Source organism: Brevirhabdus pacifica (assembly GCF_002797755.1).
In the GTDB taxonomy this organism is placed as follows: Bacteria; Pseudomonadota; Alphaproteobacteria; order Rhodobacterales; family Rhodobacteraceae; genus Brevirhabdus; species Brevirhabdus pacifica.
In genome coordinates this window covers 230,474-252,691 of record NZ_PGFI01000014.1, presented here as the reverse complement: position 1 = coordinate 252,691, position 22,218 = coordinate 230,474, and the positions used below count along the sequence as shown (strand labels likewise).

Sequence of the window (22,218 nt, the reverse complement as noted above, 5' to 3'; positions counted from 1 at the left end):
GGCCCTGACATTGGAGGAGAACCCATGAAACTTTCCGCACCCCGCGGCGCGCTTGCCGCCGTCCTCATCGCCCTGTCCGCCGCTGCCGCGTCGGCGCAGGAAAACCCCGAATGCATCGCCCCCGCCAACCCGGGCGGCGGCTGGGACTTCACCTGCCGCCAGGTCGGCAAGTCGCTTCAGGACCTGGGGCTGATCGACAGCACCATGCAGGTCGTCAACTTGGCCGGCGGCGGTGGCGGCGTGGCCTTCGCCGAGGTCGTCAACAAGCGCGGCGACGACAATGACCTGATCGTCGCGGCCTCGGCGGCGACGGCTACGCGCCTTGCCCAGGGCGCCTATCCCGGCAACACCATGGACCAGGTCCGCTGGCTGGCCTCGATCGGCGCCGATTACGGTGTCATCGCCGTTGCCGCCGACAGCGAGATCGAGACGCTGCCGCAGCTTCTGGACCAGATCAAATCCGATCCCACCTCGATCTCGATCGCCGGCGGCTCGGCCGTGGGCGGCTGGGACCACCTGAAGGTGCTGATCGCCGCCAACGCCTACGGCATCGATGACGTGCGCTCGGTCAAGTACATCGCCTTCGACGGCGGCGGCGAGGCCGTGACCCAGCTTCTGGCCGGGTCGGTCCAGGGCTTCACCGGCGACATCTCGGAGGCCAAGGGCTTCGTGGATTCGGGCGACATCCGCGTCATCGCGATCCTCGCGCCCGAGCGCCTGCCCGGCGAGTTCGCCGATTTCCCCACCGCCATCGAGCAGGGGGTCGAGGCCGTGGGCGCCAACTGGCGCGGTTTCTACGCACCCGGCGGCATGTCCGACGAGGCCTATGACGCCTGGGTCGGCAAGATCGGCGAGCTTTACGCCTCGGACGAGTGGAAGGACGTGATGGCCGCCAACGGTCTCGCCCCGCTGGACCTGCAGGGCGACGCTTTCGAGGAGTTCGTCTCGAAGTCGGTGGCACAGATCCAGACGATCTCGAAGGAAATCGGGATCATTAAGTGATCCCGCACTGATCCGGTCGGGCGCCGCGGCAAAGGCGGCGCCCGACCCCTTTTCGTCCCCCGACAGAGGAGATCCGCCATGAGCGATCGCATCTTCGGGATCGTCGGTATCCTGCTTGCCATCGGCTTTGCCCTCTCCGCCCTGGCGATCGAGGAAAGCTTCCTGTCGGATGCCGTCGGCCCCAAGGCCTTCCCCCTGATCATTGCCGCGATCCTTGGCCTGTCCAGCGCCACGATCGCCCTGCGCCCCGATGCCGAACCCGCCTGGCCCGCCCTCGCCCGCCTGGTCGAGATCGGCGCCGCCGTCGTCGTCATGATCCTTTACGCCGAGTTCCTGCCCATCGCGGGCTTTGTCATCGCGACCGCCTTCGCCGCCGCCTACCTGGCCTGGCGCCTGGGTTCCGGCCCCATCGAGGCGGTGCTGGTCGGCATCGGCACCTCGCTTGGCATCTACGTCATCTTCCACCTGGTCCTGGGGCTGTCGCTTGCCCGCGGACCGCTTGGCTTCTGAGGAGCGCGCGCCATGGAAACCTTCGCAAACCTTGCCGACGGCTTCGCCATCGCCCTGACCTGGCAGAACCTGCTGCTGGCGCTGCTGGGCTGTTTCCTGGGCACGGTGATGGGGGCGCTGCCGGGCCTGGGTCCGTCGAACGGCGTGGCCATCCTGATCCCGCTGGCCTTCACCCTGGGCCTGGGGGCGACGCCTTCGCTGATCCTTCTGACCTCGGTCTATTACGGGGCCATGTACGGGGGGCGGATCTCGTCGATCCTGCTGAACATCCCGGGCGACGAGCCTGCGATGATGACCTGCCTCGACGGGCACCCGATGGCCTTGAAGGGCATGGCCGGCGAGGCGCTGTCGCTCTCGGGCGTCGCCTCGTTCGTGGGTGCGTTTCTGGCGACCTGGGGCCTGATCCTGCTGGCGCCCCAGCTGGTCAAGATCGCACTGCTTTTCGGCCCCGCCGAGTATTTCGCCCTGTTCGCCCTGGCCTTCATGACTTTGGGCGGCGTCTCGTCGACCAACCAGGCGAAATCGGCCTTTGCCGCGGCCCTGGGCCTTGGGCTGGCGACCGTCGGCGTCGACACCCAGACCGGCGTGCCGCGCTTCACCTATGGTGAGGTCCACCTTTACGACGGGCTGGATTTCCTGGTGGCGATCGTCGGCCTTTTCGCCCTGTCCGAGGTGTTCATCTTCCTTGAGAACCGTCACGGCGGCGCCGAGGCCGACGCGGGCAAGGTCAAGATCGGCCGCCTCTACCCGCCGCTGTCGATGCTGAAGGCCTGTGTGCCGACGATGCTGCGCACCTCGTTCCTGGGCTTCCTGGCCGGCGTTCTGCCCGGTGCCGGGGCCTCGCTGGGCTCTTTCATCTCCTACTCGATGGAAAAGCGCCTGGTCGACAAAGAGGGCACGTTCGGCACCGGCGATCCGCGCGGTGTCGCCGCCCCCGAGGCCGGCAACAACGCCGCCGCCGGTGGCGCGCTGGTGCCGATGCTGGCGCTGGGCGTGCCCGGATCGGGCACCACGGCCGTATTGCTGGCGGTGCTGCTGGCGCTGAACATCACGCCGGGGCCGCTGTTGTTCACCCAGAACCCCGATGTGGTCTGGGGCCTGATCGCCGCGCTTTTCATCGCGAACTTCATGCTGCTTGCGATGAACATTCCCATGGTGGGTCTCTTCACCCGGGTGCTTATGGTGCCCTCGCGCATCCTGATGCCGATCGTGGCGATGGTCAGCTTCGTGGGCATCTACGGCATCTCGGGGTCGACCTTCGACCTGCTGGTGATGATCGGCTTCGGGGTGATGGGCTGGGTGCTGCGCAAGCTGGACGTGCCGCTGGTGCCGATCATCCTGGGCACGCTTCTGGGCAACGCGATGGAGAACAACCTGCGCCGGGCGGTGACCATCGACAACGGCGACTGGACCACGCTGATCGACAGCCCCCTGTCGATCGGGCTTTGGAGCATCGCGCTGATCGGCTTCATCCTGCCGCTGATCATCGGCCGGAAGGTCAAGGCCGGCATGCACGCCCGCCGCGACGAGGAAGGCGCGTTGAGCGACTAAGCTCGGCGCAAAACGGAGTTGGGGGGCACCTGCCCCCCAACGCCCGGATGCTTCCCGGACACTCTCGGGCCAGCCGTTCCCGCCGGCCTAGCCGATTTTTCGCCCCCCACTTTCCGCGCCTTCAGGAACGCTTTCCCAGACATGGGTGGCTGTGAACCCCAGTTCGCGCCTGGCCCGGCCTGAATCTATTCCGCTCCAGCGTTCCGTGTCGCTGTCGGCCCTGATCGGAACGTCCGGAAAGTAGCGGGCGGCAAGGGCGGCTGTCGGTTCGCGCATGTTCGATGTGGGGGCTGCGATATTGTAGGCGCGGTGCCCCTCGAGATCGGCGTCCAGTGCGAGGCAGACTGCCGTCACGGCATCGCGCACGTCCACATAGCTCCAGAATCCGGGCTTGCGGAAGCCGGGGTCGGACATCAGGGATTTGATCCGAACGAAGGCGGGATCGTAATTGATGCCGGGCAGGCGCAGGCTGATCGCCGAAAGGGCGTCCCGCGCAAAGGCCTCGCCCAGCTGTTCGCCGGCCACCTTGGATAACCCGTAGGGATCGACAGGGGCCAGTGGATGATCCTCGGCCACGGGAAGAACCTGAGGGGCGACGGGGGCCGGATGATAAAGAAAACCGTAGGCCGCGATACTGGATGCCAGAACCGCGCGGCGCAGCCCGCAAGCCCGGGCCGCGTGCAACACCGCGTAGGTCATCGCGACATTGTCGGTATAGGTCGTCACGTCGTCCGTCCGGTCGGGGGCAATCCACGCGGCCAGATGCACGACCGCATCGGCCCCGTCCAATGCCTGATAGATGACGCCGGGCTGGGTGATGTCGGCCACCCAGGACCTGTGAGTGGCTGTCGGGGGCGCGGTCCGGTCAAGACCCAGGACATCGTGGCCCTGATTTACCAGCGTCTGGACCACCTGCCGTCCCAATTGGCCATTGCTTCCGGTGACGACGATCCTGCGCGGGCTGGAGGTATCCATCACGAAAGCTTCCTGGCGATCAGCTCGTCGCAACTTGCCTGGGTCAGGAGCTGGTTCTGGTAATCCCCTGCCATGGCCTTGCGGGCGCGTGGCGAGGGCGACATGGCCATCCCCCAGCGGCAGGGACGGATCACGGCCGTGCTCCAGTATTCGGCGTCCTGCGGCACGTGGGACGCCTCGTCGATCTGCTGCACTTCGGTCGTGAACTCCGCCACGAAGCCCATTGGATCCACGAAATAGGAAAACACATTGTTGCCGGGCCCGTGGCGTCCCACGCCCCAGTCCAACTCGTGCCCGCGCAGCTTCACCCTTCCGGACGCCTGCATGAGGTTCTCGATATCCGGAAGCTCGAACGCCATGTGGTTCAGAGACATGCCCGTCGCACGCGCAAGCGCCACGGAATGATGATCGGCATTGCAGCGAATGAACTCAAGCCGGCCATTGCTGTCGCTGAGCTTGAACCCCAGCGTGTCGCAGAAGAACGAGAACTGGCTGTCCACGTCCGCGCTGTTGATCACGACATGCGCCAGCTTGTGGGGAACCCCCGAAAGCTCGAGGTTTCCCGCGACCGGTTGCATGTCGGACGAGATGGTCAGCGGCAGACCATCGGGGGTTTCCAGCACGAAGCCGAAACCACCGCCCAGCCCGGCAGGTAGCTGATGCGGGGCCGAACGGATCTTGACGCCAAACGAAGCGGCCCGGGCGTGCAGCGCATGAACCGTTGCCGCATCGGGCGCGGCAAAACCTGCGCCGCGCAGCTGTGCCGTCGGCCCTTCGACCAGGCGCAGGATATGGTGCTCTCCCCCCGCCGCACGCAACAGCTGCCCGGGCGCATCGGAGGCAACGGGTCGAAGCCCCCAGACCACGGAATAGAAATCGGTGGCGGCCTTCAGATCCGGCACCGCCAGTTCGACGTGCCGGATCGACGATACTTGGGGGTTCTGCATTGCATCCTCCTTCGTCTACAGCGGCCTCAGGCAAACGCGCCCATGAAATGCACGGTCTTGGTCTCGGTGTAGCTCAGCAATTCGCCCAGGCCCTCCTCGCGGCCGATGCCGCTGGACTTCATGCCGCCGAAGGGCGTGCCGTAGAAATGGCCCGAAGCGCCGTTGACCCAGATGTAGCCGGATTTGACACGCCGGACGGCGCGCATCGCGGTCTTGATGTCATTGGTCCAGATCGACGCCGTAAGCCCGTATTCCGTACTGTTGGCAAGGTCGAAGGCCTCTTCTTCAGTCCGCCATTTGAAAATGGACAGGACCGGCCCGAAGATCTCTTCGCGGGCCAGGGTCATGCCCGCCTCGACATCCGAGAAAACGGTAGGTTGCAGCCAGTATCCCCGCTCAAACTCCTTGCCGGGGGGACGTTGCCCGCCGAAGCGCAGGCGCGCGCCCTCTTCGTTGCCCTTGGCGATCATCGACTGCACCCGCTCGTAGTGGCGCCGGGAATTGAGCGGCCCCATCTGCGAGGCGGGATCCAGCGGATGTCCCACGCGTATCCGTGCGACTGCCTCCAGCAGGCGTTCCACCACCTCGTCGTGAATATCTTCATGCAGAAGCAGCCGGCTGGTCGATCCGCAGGATTGCCCCTGCCACGAGAAGTTCATGCCGGCGAGGCCCACCTCGGCGATCTTGGCCGGGTCCATGTCGGGAAAGGCGATGAGGGGGTTCTTGCCACCCAGTTCAAGGGTCACGTTCTTGACCCCCGATTCCGCCGCCGCCATCTGGATCGCGCGGCCCGTCGGGACCGAACCGGTGAAGGCAATCCGCTTGATGGATGGATGGCGCACGATCGCATCGCCCGTGGGCATGCCGTTCCCGGTCAGAATATTCACGCAGCCCGCGGGTAGGATGTCGCGGCACAGCTCCCCCAAGAGTGCGGCCGACAGCGGGCTTTGCTCGGGCGGCTTGACCACGACGGTGTTGCCGGCGATGAGAGGCGCCGAAATGGCGTGTGCGGCGAACTTGATCGGATGATTGAACGGCACGATGCGCCCGACGACACCATAGGGCTCGCGCAGTGTCAGATGCAGATGCTCGGAGCTGGCGGGGATCGTCTCGCCCTTCAGCTCGGTCGCCAGACCCGCGAAATAATCCATGGTATCAGCGGCCTGCCCGACATCCGCCGCCATCTTGGTGATGGTGTTGCCTGTGTCGCGCACTTCCAGTTCCAAAACCTCGTCCGCGCGTTCGCGCAGGGCGGCGGCCAGCTTGCGCAGATAGGCACCCCGTGCGACGGGGCCGATCCTTGCCCATTCGGGCTGGGCCCGTTCGGCGGCTGCAACGGCGCGGTTCACATCGGCCGCTGTCGCTGCGGGTACCCGGCCCAGCTCGCTTTCGTCCGCCGGGTCGGTCGAGACCAGCTCGGCCCCCGACTCGCTGGCGACAAGTTCGCCGTCGATCAGCATTTTGGTGCTGACGGGATAGTTCTGCTTCTTGAGCATTGAAGGGCTCTCCAGGTCTATGGTGGGGTTCATCAGAACCGGTTGACGATCCTGCGTTCCATCACTCCGAGCGCGTAGTTCACTGCCATGGCCAGGCAGCAGACGATGGCGATGGCGGCGTAAACGCCTTCGCTGTCGAAGATTGAATATCGCCACGAGATCAGGCGTCCGAGACCGCCCGAGTAGGTCAGAAACTCCAGGCCGATCACGGCGATGAGGGCGAAGGTCAGGCCCATGCGGAACCCCGCGAACAGAACCGGGGTCGCGGCCGGAATGAGGATCTTGCCCATCAAGCGAGGCCCTCTGAGGTTCAGGCTGCGGCCAAGCTTGAGAAGGATCGGATCGATGCCGCCGAAGCCGATTGCCAGGTTCACGCTGATCGGCACGGCGCCCATGATCGTCGCCATGGTGATGATCATCAGGCTGTTGGGGCCCAACAGAGTCATGAACACGGGGTAAAGCAGAATGGCAGGCGCGGAATAGAAGCCCACCAGAACGGGCTGAAGCGCCTTGCGCACCGTGCTGTAATGATAAAGCAGCCCCCCTCCGACCAGACCCACCAGCAGGCTCATGACCAGCGCGACGCCGACTTCCCAGAACGTGACCAGAAAGGCTGTCCAGAGTTCCTGGGTGAACAGATCCTGCCAGAGACGCAGAAGCACGCGGCTGGGTTCGGCGATGATCAGCCTGTTGAGGATGCCGGATCGCACCAGCAATTCGAGTATCAGGAAAAAGCCGACCACGAAGATGAGCTGGCCCAATTTCTGCGAACGCTTGGAGTTGCGAGGAAAGGCGCGGTGACCTGCAAGAAGGCTGCCGGTGGTCGCCATTGTCGGCTTGCTCATTTCGCCCCCGTTTCTTCCAGCAGCACCTTCCAGACGCGCAACTCGATATCGCGGGCGGTTTCCGAAGACAGATCCTCAATGGAGCGGGGGCGGGCCAGGGGAACGTCGATGATCTCGCGGATGGTCGACGGCCGCGACGACATGAGGAGTATCCGGTCGGAAAGCTGGATCGCCTCGCTGATCGAATGGGTCACGAAGACGATCGTCTTGCCGCTCTTGTCCCAGATCCGCAGAAGCTCGATGCCCATGATCCGGCGCGTCTGTTCATCAAGCGCGCCGAAGGGTTCGTCCATCAGCAGAATTTCCGGATCCAGCGCAAGGGCACGCGCGATCGCGACACGCTGGTTCATTCCGCCCGACAGCTGGGAGGGATATTTCTCCTCGAACCCGTTCAAGCCCACGAGGTCGATCATCTCGCGTGCCGTCCGACGCCGCTGCGCCTCTCCCACGCCACGGACTTCCAGCCCGAATTCGACGTTGGCCTGGATGGTGCGCCACGGCAGCAAAGACATCTGCTGAAACACCATGGCCATCCGCTCGTCGGGTCCGGTGACAGGCTGCCCGTGGATCGACACGGTGCCGCGCGACGGCGTGGCGAGGCCCGCGACCATGTCCAGAAGGGTGCTTTTCCCACATCCCGAGGGGCCGAGGATGGACACGAACTCCCCCGGCTGGATCTGAGCGTCGGCCTGTTTGATCGCCACGAATTCCGTGCCCGGAACACCGAAGGTCTTCGATACATTCTCGATGGATACACTGACGCTCATATTTCCCTCCACCGGCTGAACCGGTTTTCGACCGCCGCCATAATTCCGTTCAGCGAGACGATGATGACCAGGACCGCCAGGATGATGGCGAGCATCCCTGCGATGTTGCCCGAATTGTAAAGATCGTGAACGAGGTGACCGACACCTGCTTCTGATTGAAACAGCTCGGCCAAGAGGGCGCCCATGAACGACAGCCCGACCCCCAGACGTATCGCGCCGAAGACGGGTGGCACGATCCCCGGAAGCAGGATCTTGGTCGCGAACTGCAGCCGCGTCATGCACAAGGATTGGCCCAGCTTTTCATGCCGGACGGTCGTATCGCGTGTCGCCACCAGCGTGTTCAGCAGAATGGGAAACGCGGCATGCACGGCGGCATTGGCGATCTTTGGGCCCATTCCGGTTCCGAAAATGAGCATCAGGATGGGCAGGAAGACGATCTTGGGAACCGAGTACAAGGCAAGGATCAAGGGGTTGGCAAAACTGACAAGCGCCGCGCTACTGCCGATGACGAGCCCCAGAGAGATGCCGATACCGGCGGCGATCAGAAGCCCGAAGCTCGCCTCGAGAAGCGTCACGCCGAAATCCTGGAGGATCTCGGGCCGGATCAGCAGTTGCGCCCCTTCCTCGACGATGTGGGTCGGGCCGGGCAGAAAGGGAAAGATCCCCCCAAGCGCATTCATTGCGAGTGCGGCAGCCACCAATGCGGCCGCCTGGATCAGCAGGATAGACAGAAGGTTCGGGGACACGCGGAACTGAAGCATGGTCGACTCCGATGGGTTGAAGCCTGCCCGTCAAAAGCGGTGACGGGCAGGCATGTGCCTTTCGGGATCAATCAAGCAGACTGAAGTCGCTGACATCTTCGATCGTGGGCGGGGTCTTGAGGGCCCCGGTGCTTACGGCCTCGGCAAGGGAGCCTTCGAAATTGGCCGTGGGGATGGGTCCCACCTTGAAGAAATCCTTTGGCGCCTCCGAGATGATGCGCTGGATCTGTTCCAACGGGACGCCCATCGCTTCCGAGCCGATCTTTGCGGCCTCTTCGGGGTTGGACCCGATGAACTCGGCGGCTTCGCGAACCGCCACCAGGAATTTGCGGACCGTTTCGGGGTTTTCCTGAATGAACGCCTCATTCGCGACCAACGAGCCTTGGGCATATTCCTTCAGATACTCGGAGATGTCGAAGATGATCCGGGCCTCGCCGCTGTCGACCAGATCAAGCACATATGGCGCGCTATGCCAGGAAGCCGCCACACGACCGTTGCGAACGGCGGCCCAGCTGTCACCGGGACTGCCGACAGGCACCACGGTCACGCTGTCCTCGACCCCCGCCGCCTTGAGTGCCGGCAACAGGCCCGTGTGGGATACCGAACCCGGGCGGCTGATGCCGACCGACTTGCCGGCGAAATCCTTGACCTCTTTGATCTCGGAGTCGGTAGGTACGATGTAGACGATGCCGTATCCCGGCGCCGTCCAGCTTGAGATCAGGCGCACCTTCTCGCCACGCCCGTTTGCGATGATTGCCGCGCTGGTTGCGACCATCGCGATGCTTGCGGCGCCGCCCGTGACGGCGCGGACGACCTCGCTGCCGCCCTGAAAATGGGTCAACTCGATCTCCAGCCCCTGTTTTTCGAAGGACTTGATGTGATCGGCCACGAAGAACGGCAGATTGTCGATGATGACCTTCCGCGTGGAGGCAACGCTCAGCACCTCGGCGGGGGCAGGCAGGGCCAAAAGACTGATCGCTCCGGCCAGTATCAGGCCGCCCAGTTTGAATTTCATGTCGTGTCCTCCCTGTTGTGTTTATGGGTCTGCCGCGGCGGACCCTGCCGAGTTTCCTCGGCCGCCAGGTGCAGTCAGCCTGCCCTCGCGTCCTCCCTGAGCTCGACGAAAACCTCCCCGTTTTCTATCCGACAGGGATACACCCTCAGATCCACATCCACGGGCCCGCCTTGGCAGGCGCCGGTCGGGATGTGGAAATTCGCCTGGTGGAGGGGACACTCGATACAATCGTCATCGACTATTCCCTCCGACAGGCTTGCTTGCGCATGCGGGCATCGGTCCTGGGTCGCAAAAAATTCGCCCTCAAGGTTGAAGACCGCGATATCCTCGCCGCGGATACTGACCCTTCTGGCCTCTTCCGAAGCAAGATCGCCAACCGTCATGACCTTGTGCCAACCCACGGGATGCCCCCTTAATAGATCGTTCGATAACGGCTAGTATGCGTATAGGTTGATTTGAGTCAAACGTTTTTCCTTGCCTTCGCATAGGGTATGGATACTGCAAGAGAAGGGTCGCGACGTGACCCTGGAGGACGAAGAGGAGTGGACATGACGAACGATCGGGATAACGACGCTGCCCCTGACCTGCTTGAAACCGAGCATGACCACGCCCTGAAATCGGAAGATCAGGGCACGCTTCCCTCCACCCGCGATCAAAGCCTGGCCTACATGCTTCGCGTGGGGCACCGAGGCTTCTCCCGGCTGCTCGAGGATCGGATCGCACAGCATGGCGTATCGCTCAGCCAGTGGTATTTTCTGCGCGTTTTATGGGAGCAGGACGGCCTGACACAGGCCGAAGTGGCCAAACGCGCCGGGATGATGACGTCAAACACGGCCACCGCCATGGCCACGCTGGAGCGCCAGAAACTGATCGTGCGGCGCCAGCATCCGACGGACCGGCGCAAGACAAGTGTCTACCTTACCGGCGCAGGTCGGCAGCTGAAGTCGCTGCTGGTCCCGATAGCCAGCCAAGTCACCGAGACCGCGGTCAAGGGTATCGATCCCGAGCTTCTGTCGCAAATCAAGGCCGCGCTGATTCAGATCCGCAAAAACATCGAACAGGCACTCGATAACGAGTGACCCCCAGGCCCTCCCCCGAATCCAGCTTGACTCCGTTCAAATTTCGTCCGCAATATAGCGGACTACATTTAACTGTCAGCCTTTCGGAGGAGAAGCGCGCGATGAACGTCGAGGCACCGTCCCAGAAAACCAAGCATGGCGAGTTTTTGGCAGACTACCCCAGAACCGGCAAGGACACCCCGGCCGGAAAGCTGCTGCGCCATTACTGGCACCCTGTCTGCCTGTCCGAGGATCTGAAGGATCTGCCCTACCCCGTCCGCATGCTGGGCGAAGACCTGGTTGCTTTCCGCAAGCCCTCGGGTGAGCCGGGGCTGCTGCTGCGCCGATGCCCTCACCGTTGCGCTTCGCTGGAATACGGCCAGATCCATCCGCACGGGCTGAAATGCTCCTATCATGGCTGGACGTTCGACAGCGACGGCACCTGTACCGAGATGCCGCTGGAGCCGGAAGACAGCCCCATGTGCAAGGAAGTGCGTCAGACCTGGTACCCCGTCCAGGACTGGGCGGGCGTCGTCTGGGGATATTTCGGAGAGGATCGCGAGACGCCCCCGCCCCTTCCCAAGCTTGATATCCTTTCGCGCGAGGATGGTGAGGTCGTTCTGGAACGCGGAGATGTCCGCAACTACAACTACCTTAATTTCATGGAAAATTTTGCGGACATGGGGCACGTTTACGTGCTGCACATGCTGGCACCCGGCGTCGTTCCGGACGATGTAGCGCCCTATTGCGACATGAGCGTGAATACCGAGTGGCGCAACATCCAGCACGCCAATTTCGAAACCGGCTACGGCATGAAAAGCGTGCTCGTGCATCCGACCGACAACGCGGACCGCAGGTATGTAAACACCTGGAGCATCTGCTTTCCCTACACCTACCGGTTCGGGGGGATCTCGGCCGGGCTGCCGCCAGACTTCACCGACGATCGTCGCGAATCCGGCGGCATGCTGCGGATCATCGACGACGAAAGCTTCGAAATCATCCGCTTCACCCTTCTGCGCGAAGGAAACTTCAAATCGACCTTCTATCCCCGCGCCCATGCGAATGCGCGCGGCCTGGCGGAGGGCACGACCGGGATCGGCGAAAAGAAGGAATACGACAACCGGAAGTACTCGGGCTGGGAGGGCCTGCCGCCGGTAGAGGATCTTGTCCTGCAGGAATCTCAGGGCGTCATCCCCGAACGCCAGTATGAGAACCTCGGCTCGTCGGACACGGGGGTCGCCCTGTTGCGCCGCATCTTCCGCAAAGGCCTTGCCGCGATCGAGAAGGGAAGGATGCCGAAACCGATCGAAGCGGATACCGACGGCGTTGTCCGGACCGACACGTTCAAGGGATTCCTGTCGCCCGAAGAGATCGTCCTGGGGGCGGAGAACCTGCCCTCGTCCGAGAATGGCGCAGGGCTGATCCGTGACGAGGCCGGCGCCCTGGTCTTTACCAAATGAGCGCGCCCGCCGATGACGACGCCGCCCTTCTGGAAATCGCGCGATGCGAAAGGCTGGTGCAGAACTTCTACGGATACCTTGATGAGAAGCGCTATGACGACTTGTGCGATCTCTTTGATGTCGATGGGGTCTGGGTGCGGCTTGGCACCGAGCTTGTCGGCCGCGACCGCATCCGGGAGACGATGGCCGAGCGGAGCGACTGGCTGACCGCGCATGTCGTGACGAATCTGCGCGTAACCCTGACCGGGCCCGATTCCGCCGAGACGGTCCAGTATGTCACGCTCTATCGCCACGAAGGGCGATCCCCCCAAGATGGCCCCGCACCGGTGGTTCTGCCGCTTGGCATTCTGCGCCACACCGACCAGCTGGTGAAACGGGAGGGGCGCTGGCTTTTCGCCAGAAAGGCAAGCCGCGCGCTGATGGTCGATCGCCAGCGGGTCACGCATTACGATCAGGAAAAGGGGAAGGGAACATGATGCAGGCCGCTGACTACCGGGGGCTTTATGCCATCATCCCGACGCCGGCCATTCCGGGCGCGGAAGACATGACTGTCCGCAATACGGTGGACACCGCCGAGACAGAGCGCCTGTTGAACCGGCTGATCGACGACGGTGTCGACGGACTCATCACGCTTGGCACGACCGGCGAATGCGCCACCCTGTCCGAAACCGACTATCGCACCTTTGCCGGCTGCGTGGTCGAAACCGTCGCCAAACGGATCCCGGTGATCATGGGAGCATCGGCGCTGGGCTCTGCCACGGTGGGGGAGCGGCTTTCCTTCCTCACCGATCTGGGTGTCGAAGGCACATTGCTCGGCCTGCCCATGTGGCAACCGGCCTCAACGCGCACGGCCGTGGGTTTCTTCACCGAAATCTCCCGAAGCTTTCCCGACATCGCGGTCATGGTCTATGCCAACAAACGCGCCTTCCGCTACGAGTTTCCGGACGAATTCTGGTCCGCCATCTCCGAAAGCGCGCCCACTGTGACGGCTGCGAAATATTCGCGCCCGCGTGATCTGACCAGTCTCATGAAGGCGACCAAGGGCAGGATCCACATCATGCCAAACGAGTCCACCCTGACACAGTTCCACGAACAATCTCCGGCCACCACAACCGCATGCTGGGCCACTGCGGCAGGTATGGGTCCCCGCCCGGCGAAGGCCCTCATGAAGGCGGTCGAGGACCGGGATCAGTCGGCCATCGCGCGCATCGATGCGGCCCTGAAATGGGCCAACGCGCCTCTCAAGCCTTACATGGGCGACCCCGAGATCTTCGCGCTTTATAACATCCAGATTGAAAAGGCCCGGATCAACGCCGCCGGCTATTGCAACTGCGGTCCTGTGCGCCCGCCCTACAGCGAGATCCCTGACGAGATCGCGCGCGCGGCAGCCGAGTGCGGCGCCCGCTGGCACACGCTCTGCCACTCACCGACGATAGACATCCCGTAGAAGCTGGACACCTCTCAGGGCCCTGCCCGCGGGCCGTATCCTTTCGGCCGCGCGGGTCAGGTCCGGCCCATGGCCCCGGCAAGGAAGGCTGAAACCTCGGCCCCCTTGTCGAAAGGAAGGATGTGCGCCACGTGCTGGTCGGGCCTCACGATAACTACGCAGCCGCTGTCGCGGTCGATGGCACGGGTTTCGAAGATGTCGTCGTCCGGCAGCGCGCAGAAGCATTTTTCATAGTCTATCAGGCCATAGCGCCCCTTGCGCGGCTGAAGAAATGCCGGCAACTCCTTGCCCTCCAACTCCAGGCGGCGCTGAAAGATCACGCGCAGATCGGCCTCGGCGTCGATGTCCTGGCCCGAAGATACCGCATTGAAAAAGGGCGATGAGGGGTCTTCTGCCAGCATTGTCAGCAGCTGCCGGGTGGCGCTGCGGGGGTGGTTCACATCCTCATCCGGGCAGAAGGCAAACAGGCGCCAGCGGGTATCGGCCTTGATGACATGACCCAGGTGCATGTGCTTGGCATCGGCCAGGCGCATCACCGGGGCGGAGTGGAACCGCGATCCGATCTCGAAACCTCGGGCCAGGTTCTGCCACGTGGCCGGGCCGATCAGACGCGACGGGGGATAGGTCACGGACAAGCCGGCGGTGTAGCGTCCGTGCTCGACGAAATAGCGCTGGAACTTCGGCGTCTCCTCCCCGCCGCTCTCGTGGCGCTCGCTCAGGATGCTTGCCCATTCGCGGTCGAAGGAAATCAGGTCGGCGGCGACGGCCTGCCGTTCCGCCGAATAGCTGCAAAGCAGGTCTGGCCCCGCGCGCCCCTGCAGCACCGACACCAGCTTCCAGCCCAGGTTGAAGGCGTCGCCCATGGAGACGTTCATGCCCTGGCCGGCCTTCGGGCTGTGGGTGTGGCAGGCATCTCCAGCGATGAAGACGTGGGGAAGCCGATCGGCGGCGGCTGCCTCCGGCAGGTCATCGAAGCGGTCGGTCAGGCGTTGACCGATCTCGTAGACGGACCACCAGACCACCTCCTTGGCCTCAAAGGAGTAAGGGGCGAAGATGCGTTTCGCGGCGGCGATCAGGTGATCCTTGCTGAAGTTGCGGCCCGCGATCCTTTCGCCGGGGGCAAGCTTGTCCAGTTCGATGTAAAGCCGGACAAGGTAGCCGCCTTCGCGCGGGATGATGAGGATGTTGCCCTCCCCCGTGGTCTGGATCAGCGTCTTGAAGCGAATGTCGGGAAAGTCGGTCACGGCCAGAACGTCCATGACCCCCCAGGCCTGGGAGGCCGAGTCGCCCTTCAACTCCAGCCCGATCGCCCGCCGGACCGTACTGCGCGCGCCGTCGCAGCCGACCGCGTAGCGCGCCCTTACGGTTCGGGCGGGGCCGCCGTCGGTCGGATCCAGCTGCACGGTAACGGGGTGGTCGCCTGCCCCCTCGTCGACCGACAGCCCTGTCAGCTTCCAGCCGTAGTCGGGCACCAGCCGGGAGGGCGACCGGCGCATCAGTTCGAGGTACATGTCATGCACCCGCGCCTGGTTCAGGATCATGTGGGGCATCTCAGATAGCCCGTCCTCGACATCCTGGATACGGCCCGTGCGCGCGATGTGGGCGGGGTTCTCGGCGTCAGGCTTCCAGAAAGTCGTTTCGTTCACCCAATAGCCCTGGCGCATCACCGTGTCGGCAAATCCGAAGGCCTGGAACATCTCCATCGACCTGCACGAGATGCCGTCGGCCTGGCCCCGCTCCAGCGGGCCCTCCTTCTGCTCGACAATGCGCGTGGTGATGTCGGGAAAGGCCGCAAGCTGGGCCGCCAGGGTCAGGCCTGCCGGACCGCAGCCGACGATCAGCACGTCGACATTTTCGGGTAGCGGCCCCTGGGCCGTCTCCCGCCCGGGGGCCGGATCGTGCAGGTCGGGATCCCCGGCGTGAAATCCGTCGAGATGGTATTGCATGCTCCGGGCCTCCAATGGAGTTTTGATATGTATACATACTAAAATGCCATGCCAGGCGTCAACAAAGTTCGATATGCTCACTTACCATTTCTGGGTATATGTCGATGGGTTGTCTGAAGGAGCCAGCAATGAGCGATGATCAACCGATCAGCCCCACCCTGCCGGGTCACCTGATCCGCCGCTTGCATCAACTGTCCACGCAGATCTTCGCACAGCGGATCAAGGACGCGGGATCGGACCTGACCCCTGTGCAGTTCGCGGCACTGGACGCCCTTGCCGCGCGGCCAGGTATCGATCAGGCCCGCCTTGCCGAGATGATTGCAAAGGACCGCGCCACGATCGGCGGTGTCGTCGACCGGCTGGAGCAAAAGGGCCTCATCTCACGCGAGGTCAGCCCCGAGGACAAGCGGGCGCGCGTCGTTCGTCTGACGCCCCAGGGCCAGGCCACGCTCAGCCACCTGCTGCCCGTGGTGCAGGAGTTGCAGCGCGATATTCTGCCCGGCCTGTCAGCGGCGGAATACGATCAGTTCCTCGCCCTCGTCGGCAAGGCCACGCGGGCAGCCGAGGCGAACTAGGCCCCGCCCCCGCCGGATACGGATTGCCCCCGAAAGCAGAAGGGCCCGCGGCATCTCTGCCGCGGGCCCTTTGTTATCCGGGGCCTGTGGGACGGTCCCGGGGTCCTTTGGGGATCAGGTCGCCGGCTTCTCGCGGCGGCGGACCCGGTCGCGGATCATGCCGAAGAGCGGCAGCAGGATCAGGATGATCGCGATCACCGTGATCGGGCCTGCGATCGGCCGGGTGAAGAAGATCGACGGATCACCCGAGGACAGCAGCAGCGACTGGCGCAGCGTCGGCTCGGCGATGGGGCCGAGAACGATGGCCAGCACCGCAGGCGCCAGCGGGTAGTCGAACTTGCGCAGGAAGAAGGCGCCAAGACCGAAGGCGATCATCAGCCAGACATCGTGCATGTCGTTGGTCGCCGCATACCCGCCCACGATCGAAAGCACGAAGATCATCGGTGCAAGGATCGTGAAGGGCATCCGCAGCATCCAGATGAACAGCGGGATGAAGGACAGGTTGATGACCAGGGCGAAGAAGTTCGACACGTAGAACGAACCGATCAGGCCCCAGACGAAGGCAGGCTCGTCCGTGAAGAGGCGCGGGCCCGGGGTCAGGCCCCAGATCACCATGCCGCCCAGCAGGATCGCCGTGGTGGGCGAACCGGGGATGCCCAGCGTCAGCATCGGCAGCATGGAGCCGGTCGATGCCGAGTTGTTGGCAGCCTCGGGGGCGGCCACGCCGTCGGGGTTGCCCTTGCCGTAGGAGCCGGGATCGCGCGAGGTCAGCTTGGCCACGCCGTAGGACATCAGCGAACCGGGGGTCGCGCCAGCCGCGGGAAGGATCCCCACGAAGAAGCCCAGGAACGACCCGATCGAAGTGCCGCGCCAGCCTTGGGTGATGCCTTCCTTGGCGTCCGCGAACACGCCCTTGACGCTCATCTTCGCCTCGGTCGTGGTGATCTTGCCGCGGGTCGTGTCGATGGTCCAAAGCATCTCGCCGATACCGTAGACACCGATCGCCAGCACCAGGAAGTTGATCCCGTGCAGGAAGCCGGGGATGCCGAAGAACACCAGACGCGGTTCGCCCGAGATCTCGTCGAAGCCGACGGCCGCAAAGACGAGGCCCAAGCAGATCGACAGGATGGTCTTGGGGATGTCGTCACCGCCAAGGCCGACGAAGGTGGCGAAGGCCAGCAGCATCAGCGCGAAGATCTCGGGGTTGCCGAAGCTCAGCGCGACCGATGCCAGCATCGGTGCGAAGGCGGTGAAGAGGATGATCGAGACGGTGCCGCCCACGAAGGAGGCGATGGCCGCGGTGACCAGTGCCAGGCTTGCCCGGCCCTTCATCGCCAGTGGTCGCCCGTCGAAGGTGGTGGCAACCGCGGTCGATGCGCCGGGGATGCCCAGGGTGATCGAGCTGATCGCCCCGCCGTACATGGCGCCGTAGTAGATCGCCGCCAGGAAGATGATCGCCGATGCCGGCGGCACCAGGAAGGTGATGGGCAGCAGGATCGCCACCCCGTTGACCGAACCGAGGCCGGGCATCGCCCCGATGAACAGTCCCAGCGTGACACCAATCACGATGAGGAGCAGGTTCAGCGGTTCCAGTGCCTCCAGCAGGCCACTTGTCAGTAGTGCAAGGATTTCCATTGTAATCAGTCCTGTATATCGCTCGTGACCCGCGCCATCAGTAGATGATGGTGTTCAGGTAGTTGTAGATCGGCTCCATGAACTCCATCCCCTTCGGCAGGGTGATGCGCATCAGCGCCTCGAAGAAGAAGAAGAAGATTACGGGCGTCACGACGGTAAGCGTCAGAGACAGGCGCAGCGTATGTCGGCCGAGGAACCAAAGGTAATAGAAGAGAAACATTCCCATCGCGACATACATCGAGAAGATCCCGACCAGCGCGACAAAGACGAAGATCCCCCCGAAGACCTGGAGCAGCATCTTGCGCCCCTCGGCATCGAGAACGGGTTCGTCGGATTGGGAAGGCGGCGAAAGCCGCCTTACCCCTTTGTAGAAAATCATCACGGTACAGATCAGCATGATGGCCGAGAGCCAGAACGGCCATGCCCCGCCCCCCGGTCCTTCACCGCTGATGTACCCGATGTCCAGTTCGGTACTCTTCCACATCATGTAAATGGACAGGACGGCCAGGACACCTGCCGTTACCAATTCTCCAAGCCGCATCTCAGCCTCCCTAAAGTACCGTTAACGCGCGTGGGTTATTCGCCCATCTTCGCGAGCAGTTCCTTGTGATTTTCGATCTGGGTGTTCCAGTATTCCTTCTGCTCCTCGGGGTTCATCCAGAGGGGCGAAAGGCTCTCGGACTCCATGTAGCCCTGCCATTCCTCGGTGTCGTAGATGGTCTGGAACAGGTCCTGGTAGTACTTGGCAGCGTCGTCAGACATGCCCGGCGCGCCAACGACGGCCCGCTGGTTGTAGTAGCTGAAGTCCTTGCCAAGTTCCTTGACGGTCGGAACATCCGGGAATGCCGGCATGCGCTCGTCCGAGAAGGCCAGCAGGGGAACCACGTCACCCGAGGCGTAGAAGCCCTTGGTCTCGGCAGGGTTGTTGACCGAGGCCATGATCTGCTGACCGGCCAGGTCCTTGGCGACGGCACCGCCCCCTTTGTAGGGGATGTACTTGATGTCGAGGTCGAAGTTCTGCTCGAGCCAGGTGATGACCAGGCTGTCTTCCTGACCTTTACCCGTGCCGCCCATGACGTAGCCGCCCTCTTTCACCTTCGCGACCCACTGGTCGAAGTCGGTGATGCCGCTGTCCTTGTGGACCCACAGCACGAAGGGGTCGACGCCCATCATGGCGACGGGGGTGAAGGTGGTCACGTCGATGCCCAGGTTTTCCTGGCGCAGCGGGGTGGTGAAGAACGAGTTCAGGGTCACCAGAATGGTGTGGTCGGGATCCGAGGCGCCCTTCAGCGCGATCAGAGCCTCTGCACCGGAGCCGCCGCCCTTGTTGTTCGGGACGAGCGGACGAACCGTCAGCTTCTTCTTCTCGGCGACCGACTGGATGAAGCGGGCGATCTGGTCCGCGCCACCGCCGGCACCGGCCATGATGACGAAGTCGATCGGCTTCGTGGGCTCGAAGGCCGCTGCCGAGTTGGCAAAGGTTGCGGTCAGCGCGGTTGCGCCAGCCAGTGCAATGAAAGTCCGTTTGGTAATGGACATATTGGTATTCCTCCCAAGGTTGGTTTTGATTGCGAACCGACGGCAGTTTTCTGCTCTTTCAGTTCATTGTGCTCGTTTCTGTCCTGTTTCCTCCCTTCCTATCATTATTGATGAATTTCTATTTGTCCCGGGGTCTAGTGGCTCATCCACACGGGCATATTGCCGCGATCAATCACCGTCTGCGTGTTGCCTCCGAAGAGGGTTTCGCGCTCGTGACTGTCGCCATAAGCCCCCATAATCATTACATCAGCGCCGAATATCGCGCTTTGAGACAGCAAATCCTGTCCGATGGAGCGGGACGCCTCGAACGTGACGAGTTCCGGGGTCACACCATGTAGACGAAGGTATGCCACCAGATCCTCTGCCGAGGTGCCCGGACCGGCGTCCTTGCCGGTGCTCAGGATGCCGATTCGGTCGGCGCTGCAGATGATTCGCATGCCCTCGGAAAGGGCGCGCGCGGCCTCGGACGAACCGTTCCAGGCGATGGTCACCACCTTGCCCAGCTCGGTCGGCGGGGTCTCCACCGGCGGGCACATCAGCACCGGCCGGCCCGAGTGGAACAGCGCCGCCTTCAGCGTGTTCGTGCCCAGGTTGCGGTCACGGTCCGGCTTGGCGACGCAGATCACGTCTGCCAGCCGGCCGTGGCGCTTGATGACGTCCAGCTGGCGGCCGACCTCTTCGACGAAGGAGACGGTCGCACGCTCGCCGATGTTCTGGCCGGTGTCGTCAAGGCCGAGCTTCTGCGCAAGCGCATGAACCTCGTCCTTGAGACCCTGCTCTTCCTGGTCCGCAAGAGCATAGGTGTTCTGGACCAGCTGCCGACGCAGGGCGTCGGGGATCGGAACCCCGTAGGGGATCAGATCCTCGGGCCGTGGGCGACAGTGGGTCACCTCGATATGGGCCTTGAACCTGTGGGCCAGGGCTGCGGCGTGGGCAAGGACGTTGTCGCCCTTCCCGTCGCCTCGAACCGGTACCAGAATCTTGCGGATCACGTGCTAGCTCCTCAGAAGAGACCGTCGATCAATCCGTCATCGTTGATGCAGATATTCTCGGCGGAGGGTTTGCGCGGAAGTCCGGGCATGGTCATGATCTCGCCGCAGATGACGACGACGAACCCTGCCCCTGCCGAGATACGGACCTCGCGGACTGGAAGGCTGTGACCGTTGGGTGCCCCGCGGCGGTTGGGATCGGTGGTGAAAGAGTATTGCGTCTTCGCCATACAGACGGGCAAGTCGCCATATCCCTGGGCCTCCCATTCCCTGAGTTGGTCGCGGATCTTCTTGTCGGCCAGAACCTCGTCAGCACGGTAGATGCGCTTTGCAATTGTTTCAATCTTTTCAAACAGCCCCATCTCCGACGGGTAGAGCGGAGCGAACTGTGCGGAGCGGCCTTCGATCATCTTGACCACGTGCTCGGCCAGGTCGGTGATGCCCGCGGAACCCTTGGCCCAGTGCTTGCACAGGATCGCCTCGGAGCCCTGGCTGCGGACGTATTCCTTGACGGCCTCGACCTCGGCGTCGGTGTCGGTGACGAAGTGGTTGATGGCGACCACGGCGGGCACGCCGAACTGCTTCACGTTCTCGATGTGGCGGCCCAGGTTGGCACAGCCCTTCTTGACCGCGTCGACGTTCTCGGCGCCCAGGTCGTCCTTGGCCACGCCGCCGTTCATCTTCATGGCGCGGACGGTGGCGACGATCACCACGGCCTCGGGCTTCAGCCCGGCCTTGCGGCACTTGATGTCGAAGAACTTCTCGGCACCCAGGTCGGCGCCGAAGCCGGCCTCGGTCACGACGTAGTCGGCGACCTTCAGCGCGGTGGTGGTGGCCACGACCGAGTTACAGCCATGCGCGATGTTGGCGAAGGGGCCGCCGTGGACGAAGGCGGGGTTGTTCTCAAGCGTCTGCACCAGGTTGGGCTGCATGGCCTGCTGAAGCAGGACGGTCATGGCGCCGTCGGCCTTGATGTCGCGGGCGTAGACCGGGGTGCGGTCGCGGCGGTAGGCCACGATGATGTCGCCCAGGCGCTTTTCCAGGTCGGCCAGATCGGTGGCCAGACACAGGATCGCCATGACCTCGGAGGCCACGGTGATGTCGAAGCCGCTTTCACGCGGGAAGCCGTTGGCGACGCCGCCCAGGTTGCAGACGATCTGGCGCAGGGCGCGATCGTTCATGTCCATGACGCGGCGATAGGCGACGCGGCGGATGTCGATTTCCTGCTCGTTGCCCCAGTAGATGTGGTTGTCCAGCATCGCGGCCAGCAGGTTGTGGGCGCTGGTGATGGCGTGGAAGTCGCCGGTGAAGTGAAGGTTCATGTCCTCCATCGGGACCACCTGGGCGTAACCACCGCCCGCGGCGCCGCCCTTCATGCCGAAGCAGGGGCCCAGCGAAGCCTCGCGGATACAGATCGCCGCCTTCTTGCCGATGGCATTGAGACCGTCGCCCAGGCCCACGGTGGTCGTGGTCTTGCCCTCGCCCGCCGGCGTCGGGTTGATGGCCGTCACCAGGATCAGGTGCCCGTCCTTGCGGTCCTGCACCGACTTGATGAACGACTCGGAGATCTTGGCCTTGTCGTGACCGTAGGGCAGCAGGTCGTCGGAAGAGATACCCAGCTTTGCGCCGATTTCCTGGATGGGCTTCTTGTTGGCCTTGCGGGCGATTTCGATGTCGGACATCAGGTGGCTCCCATAAAA

At 63.5% G+C, this 22,218-nt stretch carries 22 protein-coding genes; 8 read left to right on the top strand and 14 right to left on the bottom strand.

Annotated features, from left to right (window positions below):
* Window positions 1-24 precede the first annotated feature (24 nt).
* From CLV77_RS14980 to CLV77_RS14970, 3 genes are all read left to right on the top strand, one after another.
* Window positions 25-1,002, top strand: coding sequence for a Bug family tripartite tricarboxylate transporter substrate binding protein (locus tag CLV77_RS14980; RefSeq protein ID WP_076980350.1), 978 nt, complete (start codon window positions 25-27; stop codon window positions 1,000-1,002).
* Between the two features lie 78 nt (window positions 1,003-1,080).
* A complete protein-coding gene (locus CLV77_RS14975; RefSeq protein WP_076980349.1) occupies window positions 1,081-1,512 on the top strand; it encodes a tripartite tricarboxylate transporter TctB family protein in 432 nt (143 codons plus the stop codon).
* Between the two features lie 12 nt (window positions 1,513-1,524).
* The gene (locus CLV77_RS14970; RefSeq protein ID WP_076980348.1) at window positions 1,525-3,063 is read left to right on the top strand and encodes a tripartite tricarboxylate transporter permease; all 1,539 of its coding nucleotides are present in this window, start codon (window positions 1,525-1,527) and stop codon (window positions 3,061-3,063) included.
* 87 nt (window positions 3,064-3,150) lie between these two features.
* On the opposite strand, the gene CLV77_RS14965 is transcribed toward CLV77_RS14970, so the two are convergent.
* The 8 genes from CLV77_RS14965 to nirD all read right to left on the bottom strand — a co-directional run bounded on the left by CLV77_RS14965 (window position 3,151) and on the right by nirD (window position 10,270).
* Window positions 3,151-4,038: an NAD-dependent epimerase/dehydratase family protein gene (locus CLV77_RS14965; protein ID WP_076980347.1), complete on the bottom strand. Its 888-nt coding sequence runs from the start codon at window positions 4,036-4,038 to the stop codon at window positions 3,151-3,153.
* Window positions 4,038-4,985 (bottom strand): VOC family protein, encoded by a 948-nt coding sequence (locus CLV77_RS14960; RefSeq protein WP_076980346.1) that lies wholly within the window; start codon window positions 4,983-4,985, stop codon window positions 4,038-4,040. The genes CLV77_RS14965 and CLV77_RS14960 overlap by 1 nt, the downstream gene beginning before the upstream one ends.
* 26 nt (window positions 4,986-5,011) lie before the next feature.
* Window positions 5,012-6,481 (bottom strand): aldehyde dehydrogenase family protein, encoded by a 1,470-nt coding sequence (locus tag CLV77_RS14955; protein ID WP_076981147.1) that lies wholly within the window; start codon window positions 6,479-6,481, stop codon window positions 5,012-5,014.
* A gap of 32 nt (window positions 6,482-6,513) precedes the next feature.
* Window positions 6,514-7,326 (bottom strand): ABC transporter permease, encoded by an 813-nt coding sequence (locus CLV77_RS14950; RefSeq protein WP_083707812.1) that lies wholly within the window; start codon window positions 7,324-7,326, stop codon window positions 6,514-6,516.
* Window positions 7,323-8,093, bottom strand: coding sequence for an ABC transporter ATP-binding protein (locus CLV77_RS14945; RefSeq protein ID WP_076980344.1), 771 nt, complete (start codon window positions 8,091-8,093; stop codon window positions 7,323-7,325). Before CLV77_RS14945 ends, CLV77_RS14950 begins: the two co-directional genes overlap by 4 nt.
* Complete coding sequence (locus tag CLV77_RS14940; protein ID WP_076980343.1) at window positions 8,090-8,854, bottom strand: ABC transporter permease; 765 nt, start codon at window positions 8,852-8,854, stop codon at window positions 8,090-8,092. The genes CLV77_RS14945 and CLV77_RS14940 overlap by 4 nt, the downstream gene beginning before the upstream one ends.
* 67 nt (window positions 8,855-8,921) lie before the next feature.
* Window positions 8,922-9,869, bottom strand: a complete 948-nt coding sequence (locus CLV77_RS14935) for an ABC transporter substrate-binding protein (RefSeq protein WP_076980342.1) — start codon at window positions 9,867-9,869, stop codon at window positions 8,922-8,924.
* A 74-nt stretch (window positions 9,870-9,943) separates the two neighbouring features.
* Window positions 9,944-10,270, bottom strand: a complete 327-nt coding sequence (gene nirD / locus CLV77_RS14930) for a nitrite reductase small subunit NirD (protein WP_076980341.1) — start codon at window positions 10,268-10,270, stop codon at window positions 9,944-9,946.
* A 147-nt stretch (window positions 10,271-10,417) separates the two neighbouring features.
* Here nirD and CLV77_RS14925 point away from each other — a divergent pair, with 147 nt between their 5' ends.
* From CLV77_RS14925 to CLV77_RS14910, 4 genes are all read left to right on the top strand, one after another.
* Window positions 10,418-10,948: a MarR family winged helix-turn-helix transcriptional regulator gene (locus tag CLV77_RS14925; protein WP_157802073.1), complete on the top strand. Its 531-nt coding sequence runs from the start codon at window positions 10,418-10,420 to the stop codon at window positions 10,946-10,948.
* 101 nt (window positions 10,949-11,049) lie between these two features.
* Complete coding sequence (locus tag CLV77_RS14920) at window positions 11,050-12,387, top strand: Rieske 2Fe-2S domain-containing protein (protein WP_076980340.1); 1,338 nt, start codon at window positions 11,050-11,052, stop codon at window positions 12,385-12,387.
* Entirely contained in the window at window positions 12,384-12,863 is a 480-nt protein-coding gene (locus tag CLV77_RS14915; protein WP_076980339.1) for a nuclear transport factor 2 family protein, read from the top strand. Before CLV77_RS14920 ends, CLV77_RS14915 begins: the two co-directional genes overlap by 4 nt.
* Window positions 12,860-13,834, top strand: a complete 975-nt coding sequence (locus CLV77_RS14910) for a dihydrodipicolinate synthase family protein (protein ID WP_076980338.1) — start codon at window positions 12,860-12,862, stop codon at window positions 13,832-13,834. The genes CLV77_RS14915 and CLV77_RS14910 overlap by 4 nt, the downstream gene beginning before the upstream one ends.
* 56 nt (window positions 13,835-13,890) lie before the next feature.
* Here the strand turns inward: CLV77_RS14910 and CLV77_RS14905 are convergent, their stop codons facing one another.
* The gene (locus tag CLV77_RS14905) at window positions 13,891-15,780 is read right to left on the bottom strand and encodes an FAD-dependent monooxygenase (RefSeq protein WP_076980337.1); all 1,890 of its coding nucleotides are present in this window, start codon (window positions 15,778-15,780) and stop codon (window positions 13,891-13,893) included.
* 128 nt (window positions 15,781-15,908) lie between these two features.
* On the opposite strand from CLV77_RS14905, the gene CLV77_RS14900 reads away from it, so the two are divergent.
* Complete coding sequence (locus CLV77_RS14900; RefSeq protein WP_076980336.1) at window positions 15,909-16,355, top strand: MarR family winged helix-turn-helix transcriptional regulator; 447 nt, start codon at window positions 15,909-15,911, stop codon at window positions 16,353-16,355.
* Between the two features lie 114 nt (window positions 16,356-16,469).
* Here CLV77_RS14900 and CLV77_RS14895 read toward each other — a convergent pair whose 3' ends face one another.
* The 5 genes from CLV77_RS14895 to CLV77_RS14875 form a co-directional block, all read right to left on the bottom strand.
* On the bottom strand, window positions 16,470-17,990 hold the full coding sequence (locus CLV77_RS14895) for a tripartite tricarboxylate transporter permease (protein ID WP_076980335.1): 1,521 nt from the start codon (window positions 17,988-17,990) through the stop codon (window positions 16,470-16,472).
* Between the two features lie 37 nt (window positions 17,991-18,027).
* Complete coding sequence (locus CLV77_RS14890) at window positions 18,028-18,531, bottom strand: tripartite tricarboxylate transporter TctB family protein (RefSeq protein ID WP_076980334.1); 504 nt, start codon at window positions 18,529-18,531, stop codon at window positions 18,028-18,030.
* A 35-nt stretch (window positions 18,532-18,566) separates the two neighbouring features.
* Complete coding sequence (locus tag CLV77_RS14885; protein ID WP_076980333.1) at window positions 18,567-19,529, bottom strand: Bug family tripartite tricarboxylate transporter substrate binding protein; 963 nt, start codon at window positions 19,527-19,529, stop codon at window positions 18,567-18,569.
* Between the two features lie 134 nt (window positions 19,530-19,663).
* The gene (locus CLV77_RS14880; protein WP_076980332.1) at window positions 19,664-20,521 is read right to left on the bottom strand and encodes a universal stress protein; all 858 of its coding nucleotides are present in this window, start codon (window positions 20,519-20,521) and stop codon (window positions 19,664-19,666) included.
* An 11-nt stretch (window positions 20,522-20,532) separates the two neighbouring features.
* The gene (locus tag CLV77_RS14875) at window positions 20,533-22,200 is read right to left on the bottom strand and encodes a formate--tetrahydrofolate ligase (RefSeq protein WP_076980331.1); all 1,668 of its coding nucleotides are present in this window, start codon (window positions 22,198-22,200) and stop codon (window positions 20,533-20,535) included.
* Window positions 22,201-22,218 lie beyond the last annotated feature (18 nt).

Excerpts from the sequence above, each read along its gene's own strand:
- CLV77_RS14980 (WP_076980350.1), top strand. The coding sequence starts at position 25 with ATGAAACTTTCCGCACCCCGCGGCGCGCTTGCCGCCGTCCTCATCGCC.
- CLV77_RS14975 (WP_076980349.1), top strand. The coding sequence starts at position 1,081 with ATGAGCGATCGCATCTTCGGGATCGTCGGTATCCTGCTTGCCATCGGC.
- CLV77_RS14970 (WP_076980348.1), top strand. The coding sequence starts at position 1,525 with ATGGAAACCTTCGCAAACCTTGCCGACGGCTTCGCCATCGCCCTGACC.
- CLV77_RS14965 (WP_076980347.1), bottom strand. The coding sequence starts at position 4,038 with ATGGATACCTCCAGCCCGCGCAGGATCGTCGTCACCGGAAGCAATGGC.
- CLV77_RS14960 (WP_076980346.1), bottom strand. The coding sequence starts at position 4,985 with ATGCAGAACCCCCAAGTATCGTCGATCCGGCACGTCGAACTGGCGGTG.
- CLV77_RS14955 (WP_076981147.1), bottom strand. The coding sequence starts at position 6,481 with ATGCTCAAGAAGCAGAACTATCCCGTCAGCACCAAAATGCTGATCGAC.
- CLV77_RS14950 (WP_083707812.1), bottom strand. The coding sequence starts at position 7,326 with ATGAGCAAGCCGACAATGGCGACCACCGGCAGCCTTCTTGCAGGTCAC.
- CLV77_RS14945 (WP_076980344.1), bottom strand. The coding sequence starts at position 8,093 with ATGAGCGTCAGTGTATCCATCGAGAATGTATCGAAGACCTTCGGTGTT.
- CLV77_RS14940 (WP_076980343.1), bottom strand. The coding sequence starts at position 8,854 with ATGCTTCAGTTCCGCGTGTCCCCGAACCTTCTGTCTATCCTGCTGATC.
- CLV77_RS14935 (WP_076980342.1), bottom strand. The coding sequence starts at position 9,869 with ATGAAATTCAAACTGGGCGGCCTGATACTGGCCGGAGCGATCAGTCTT.
- CLV77_RS14925 (WP_157802073.1), top strand. The coding sequence starts at position 10,418 with ATGACGAACGATCGGGATAACGACGCTGCCCCTGACCTGCTTGAAACC.
- CLV77_RS14920 (WP_076980340.1), top strand. The coding sequence starts at position 11,050 with ATGAACGTCGAGGCACCGTCCCAGAAAACCAAGCATGGCGAGTTTTTG.
- CLV77_RS14915 (WP_076980339.1), top strand. The coding sequence starts at position 12,384 with ATGAGCGCGCCCGCCGATGACGACGCCGCCCTTCTGGAAATCGCGCGA.
- CLV77_RS14910 (WP_076980338.1), top strand. The coding sequence starts at position 12,860 with ATGATGCAGGCCGCTGACTACCGGGGGCTTTATGCCATCATCCCGACG.
- CLV77_RS14905 (WP_076980337.1), bottom strand. The coding sequence starts at position 15,780 with ATGCAATACCATCTCGACGGATTTCACGCCGGGGATCCCGACCTGCAC.
- CLV77_RS14900 (WP_076980336.1), top strand. The coding sequence starts at position 15,909 with ATGAGCGATGATCAACCGATCAGCCCCACCCTGCCGGGTCACCTGATC.
- CLV77_RS14895 (WP_076980335.1), bottom strand. The coding sequence starts at position 17,990 with ATGGAAATCCTTGCACTACTGACAAGTGGCCTGCTGGAGGCACTGGAA.
- CLV77_RS14890 (WP_076980334.1), bottom strand. The coding sequence starts at position 18,531 with ATGCGGCTTGGAGAATTGGTAACGGCAGGTGTCCTGGCCGTCCTGTCC.
- CLV77_RS14885 (WP_076980333.1), bottom strand. The coding sequence starts at position 19,529 with ATGTCCATTACCAAACGGACTTTCATTGCACTGGCTGGCGCAACCGCG.
- CLV77_RS14875 (WP_076980331.1), bottom strand. The coding sequence starts at position 22,200 with ATGTCCGACATCGAAATCGCCCGCAAGGCCAACAAGAAGCCCATCCAG.